The sequence below is a fragment of the Streptomyces sp. MnatMP-M17 genome, assembly GCF_900091995.1.
Classification (GTDB): domain Bacteria; phylum Actinomycetota; class Actinomycetes; order Streptomycetales; family Streptomycetaceae; genus Streptomyces.
On the sequence record NZ_FMDK01000489.1, the window covers coordinates 1 to 4,451 of the forward strand.

A 4,451-nucleotide genomic window follows, 5' to 3' on the forward strand; every position below is an offset into this window, starting at 1 on the left:
CGCGGCTGGTGCCCGAGCCGATGCGGGTACGGCGGATCGTCGTCTCTCCGTCGTCCGACGGCACGGCCGGTGAGGAATTTCTGCGGGAGACTCTGGCCCGGGGACACGAGGGCGTGGTGGTCAAGGCGCTCGACACTCCGTACAGCGCGGGCCGCCGCGGCGCGGGCTGGCTGAAGGTGAAGCCGGTGCACACCCTGGATCTGGTGGTGCTGGCCGCCGAGTGGGGACATGGCCGGCGCACCGGCAGACTCTCCAATCTGCATCTCGGCGCACGGCGCGAGGACGGCTCGTTCGCGATGCTCGGCAAGACCTTCAAGGGACTGACGGACGCGATGCTGGAATGGCAGACCGAGCGCCTCGGGGAGCTGGCGGTACGGGACGACGGCTTCACCGTGACCGTACGACCGGAGCTGGTGGTCGAGATCGCGTACGACGGGCTCCAGCGGTCGTCCCGCTATCCGGCGGGAGTGACACTGCGTTTCGCCCGCGTGGTCCGCTACCGGGAGGACAAGGCGGCGGAGGAGGCGGACACCGTGGGGACGGTGCTGGCGGCCCACGGCCGGGACGCCGAACAGCGTGAGCGGGGCTGAGCGCCCCGGCCGTGGGACATGGGGACGGGTTGTGCGGTGGAGGTCGGTGGGAGAAGGAACAAAGGAACAGAAGAGAACGAAGGGACTACTGGGCCGCGCCGCGCGCCACGACGGAGGAGAGCACCGGCTTCAGCCCGTGCCAGTCGGAGGAGATCAGACTCGCGTTGCGCTGGGCCAGCAGGGCCAGCCGGTCGCGGGCCTGCTGCTCGGTGGGGTTGGTGCCGTCGATGGCGGGCGCCACATTGTGCGCGTCCGTCATCAGCACGAAGTAGTTCCGCTGCGCGTACCAGGAGGTGTCGAGACCGCTGAAGGCGGAGGCGTCCCCGTCGAAGAAGACGAACCAGGGCCTGATCGAGGCGTCCGTGTACCGGGTGCGCGGATCGCCGGTCGCGGCGTTGTGGACAGCCGGGAAGGCCGCCGCCTCGCGGAGCCGTCCCGCCGCCTTGAGATCACGCAGATAGGTGGCGTACTCACGGTCGGTCCACAGGGTGTCGAAAGGATTCTGCTCCTCGACCGTGCCCGGGATCAGTTCGACGATGAACTTGCCGGCCATCTGCGCACGCGTGGGCCAGGCGCCGGCCTGGGCCGCCTGGTCGAGGTCGCTGTGACCGCCCACCAGATCCGCGGGACGGTAGAGCGCGTCACCGAGCTTGCCGGTGAGCAGGGCGTCGAGGGCGGCGGGACCACGGCCGGCGTTGCCCTGGAAGCCGTCCTTCAGTTCGAGCTTGAGGACGATGGGCCGGTGGCCCGGGTTGGCGTCGTGCCAGACCTTGATGTCGGACAGGCAGCCGGCCAGATCGCGGTTCTGGGCCTTGTTGCGCAGCTCGCCGACGTTGGTGGCGTTCACACAGTTGTTGTCATTGCCCAGCGGGTTGCTGTGCGAGACACGCCAGGAGGCGCCGAACACATTGGTCCACAGGTCGAGTTCGAGCATTCCGGCGCCGGAGTCCAGGGCGTCCGCGAAGTAGGGGAAGGTGGCCTTCTCATAAGAGTTGTGGACCCCGACCCCGGTGGTGGAGGGGTACGGAAGCTGGCCGGGGTCGGCGGCATGGGCCGGGGTGGTGACGAAAGCGAGCACGGCCACGGCACCGGCCGCGACCGCGGTACGAAAGAGCTTTGCCATATCCCTTGTTCCTCCCGCTGAGCATGTCTTGGGCATGTCAACCGAGAGGGAGCGTAGGGGAATTCAGTGACCAGTGGGAGGACGCGAGCTTACGGTTGCGCAGGCCAGGAGGGGCCGAGCGGCGCAGACGGAAGCGCGCCCTCGCCGCGAATGTGCGGCGAGAGCGCGCCAAGATGAACCGGTGGGACGGCGTCGAGCGGTCCCCTCAGGAGTGGCGGTTACGACGACCTACGACTGCGGACAGTGACCGAGGGATTACGGGAGCTGCTCCTCGATGGCCGCGCGGCCACGCTCGGCCAGTCGGCGCCTGGCCCACTCGATGTTCTCCGGGGTGAGATCGCGGCCCGAGGCCAGGGCCAGATCTTCCGCCGTCACCTCGGCACCGGCGGTGTGCAGCAGCCGGTCCGGGGTGATGCCCTCGTGCTCCTCCGGCTGCGCAGCGGACTCTGCGTTCATGCCGCCTCCTCATTCATCCGGTGTGTGGCCATTCTCGTGCCCGCCCGCCCGGCCCGCATCCCCGGCTAACGAGGATCCGGGGCCCGGTCGGCCCGGTCGGCGGGCCGGCGGCCGAGCAGCTCCGCGAGGCCGCGCCGGGTGGCCGCCAGTACCACGCGGTCCCGTGGATGCAGCACATAGCCTGGATGCAGATCCCAGACGAGTCCCTGCGGCCGGTGCTCCTCGCGGTCGAGACGGGTGTCCGCCAGATCGGGCACCCGGTCTCCCGGCTCCGCGGTGTCCAGCGCGATGATCCGCCAGGCACCGGGCCGGAACACCTCCTCGACCGTCCGTCCTTCGAGCCGTGGATGGCCCGCCACATCGATCGCCGCGACGAGCAGCACCTTGCGCTCCACCGGGATGGCGCCCAGGATCTGACGGCCCATCATGGCGATGGCGAAGGCGGGAGCCGCCAGGGTGGAGACGCTGCGGCTGCGGGTGAGGGCGCCCGGGTGGGCCGCGCGCAGGGTGCGGTAGACGGCGGTCGCGAAGTCGTCGTCGTACACCCGCAGCGCCACCCGCAGACCGGGCGCGACGGAGCGCGCGTACAGCGCGGCTTCGAGATTGGTGGTGTCGGCGCTGGTCAGCGCGAGCAGCGCGTGCGCCCGCTGGATCTTGGCCGTCTCCAGCACGCCTTCCTGGGTCACATCACCGAGGACGACCGGCACCCGCAGACTGCGGGCGAGCGCGATACCTCGCGCGTCCGGGTCCTCCTCCACACAGACGACCGGGATGCCCAGCTCACGCAGCCGCACCAGCACCCGGCTGCCGATCTTGCCCAGCCCGAGCAGCACCACATGGCCGGAGATACCGCGCGGCGGACGGCGCAGCGCGGACGCCGTACGGAACGTTCCCAGGGCTTCCAGCACCGCCGCAATCACCACGGGCAGCAGCAGAAGTCCCGTGGCTCCGGAGAGGAGTTGGAGTATCTGCCGGGCCGCCGGCTCACCAACTGCCGGATCTCCTATGGCGAAGAGATCGAGCAGCGTCAGATAGGTCGCGCGCAGCGGATGGACACCGGTGAGGATCCAGGAGGTCACGGCCAGGGCGAGTACGGCCATCACGATCCCGGCGAAGGACCAGCGCACCCGCCGGGAGAACAGCGAGCCCAGCGGCGCGCCACGGCCGGCCAGCCGACGCGCCGGCAGATCCGGGCCCACATGGGACACGGCCTCCAGGACCACCGTGCCCCGGCCGGTGGCGGCGGCGGCACTGGCGTCGTCAGGCAGCAGCCGCGGGCCTTCCTGACCGCTGTTGTCCGAACCTTCGGCGCCCGCCGGGTCGTTGGTGGTGGCGGAGAGCAGGGCGAGGGTGCACAGCCCCGGGTCGGCCACCTCGCCGGGGCCCGGCGGAGTGCGCTCCACGGCCCTGAGCATCAGACCGTCGGCCCTGACGACCTTGCTGGTACCCGCGACGGCGGTGGCGGCCAGCGCGGGCGCCGCGGTGTCCGCGTCCGAGAGGACCGTGGTGGACGCGTCGAGGGCGGCCGTGTCCAGACCGGGTACGGCGACGGCAGCGGCCTGGTCGAGCAGCGCCTCCAGATGCTGGCCGAGCTTGCGGTTGTAGAGCCGGATGACGAGCCGCAGTTGAGGATTGAGCCGACGGGCGGCGAGCGCGGCCCGGATATTGATCTCGTCGTCCCCATGCACCAGCGCGAGCGCCGCCGCCTCCCGTACGCCCGCGTCCACGAGGACCTCCTCGTCAAGGTCCAACGCCTCGACAACACGCGCCCCTTCGGCCCGCCCGGCCCCACCGTCGGCCGGCCCGGCCGGAGTTGCAGCCGTACGGCCCACCGCCGCCGACATCCTCCCGATGAAGGCGGACGCCCGCCCACGCGCCACAAGCGGCGCGGCGGGAAGGTGAGCACGCACGGGAGGTACGACCAGCGTGACCTGCTCGCCATAGACATCCCGCAATTCCCCGGCGAGCCGCTGGGCCAAGGTGTCGTCGCCGCAGACGACCATATGGCCCGCCGGGGAACCGAGTTGCACCTGCTGAGGAAGTGACACGACTACATTGTGCTGGGTGTCGTCCTCAATCGCCGGACGGGCTGGATTTCCGGCCCGCGGCCGGAGTACGGCGAGGAGCTGGCCCCTTCCGAGCAGGAACCCGGGACCGTGGTTGGCCGTTCCGTCCTCAAACGCCGGACGGGCTGGGTATGCGGCCCGGTATCGGGCGGGAAGAGGCCCCGACACCCGCACCACCACCGGCCCCCGCGCCGCAGGCGCAGCCGCACCGCGCCG

At 70.9% G+C, this 4,451-nt stretch carries 3 protein-coding genes and 1 pseudogene; 1 reads left to right on the plus strand and 3 read right to left on the minus strand.

The window, feature by feature from the left end; all coding sequences use genetic code 11:
• Positions 1-590: pseudogene (locus GA0115259_RS21750) on the plus strand (ATP-dependent DNA ligase); the annotation flags it as partial.
• Between the two features lie 85 nt (positions 591-675).
• Here the strand turns inward: GA0115259_RS21750 and GA0115259_RS21755 are convergent.
• From GA0115259_RS21755 to GA0115259_RS21765, 3 genes are all read right to left on the minus strand, one after another.
• Positions 676-1,713, minus strand: coding sequence for a phosphatidylinositol-specific phospholipase C domain-containing protein (locus tag GA0115259_RS21755; protein ID WP_093599804.1), 1,038 nt, complete (start codon positions 1,711-1,713; stop codon positions 676-678).
• Positions 1,714-1,968: 255 nt separating this feature from the next.
• Positions 1,969-2,169, minus strand: a complete 201-nt coding sequence (locus tag GA0115259_RS21760; protein WP_093599807.1) for a hypothetical protein — start codon at positions 2,167-2,169, stop codon at positions 1,969-1,971.
• Between the two features lie 65 nt (positions 2,170-2,234).
• Positions 2,235-4,172: an NAD-binding protein gene (locus GA0115259_RS21765; protein WP_093599810.1), complete on the minus strand. Its 1,938-nt coding sequence runs from the start codon at positions 4,170-4,172 to the stop codon at positions 2,235-2,237.
• Between the last annotated feature and the right edge of the window lie 279 nt (positions 4,173-4,451).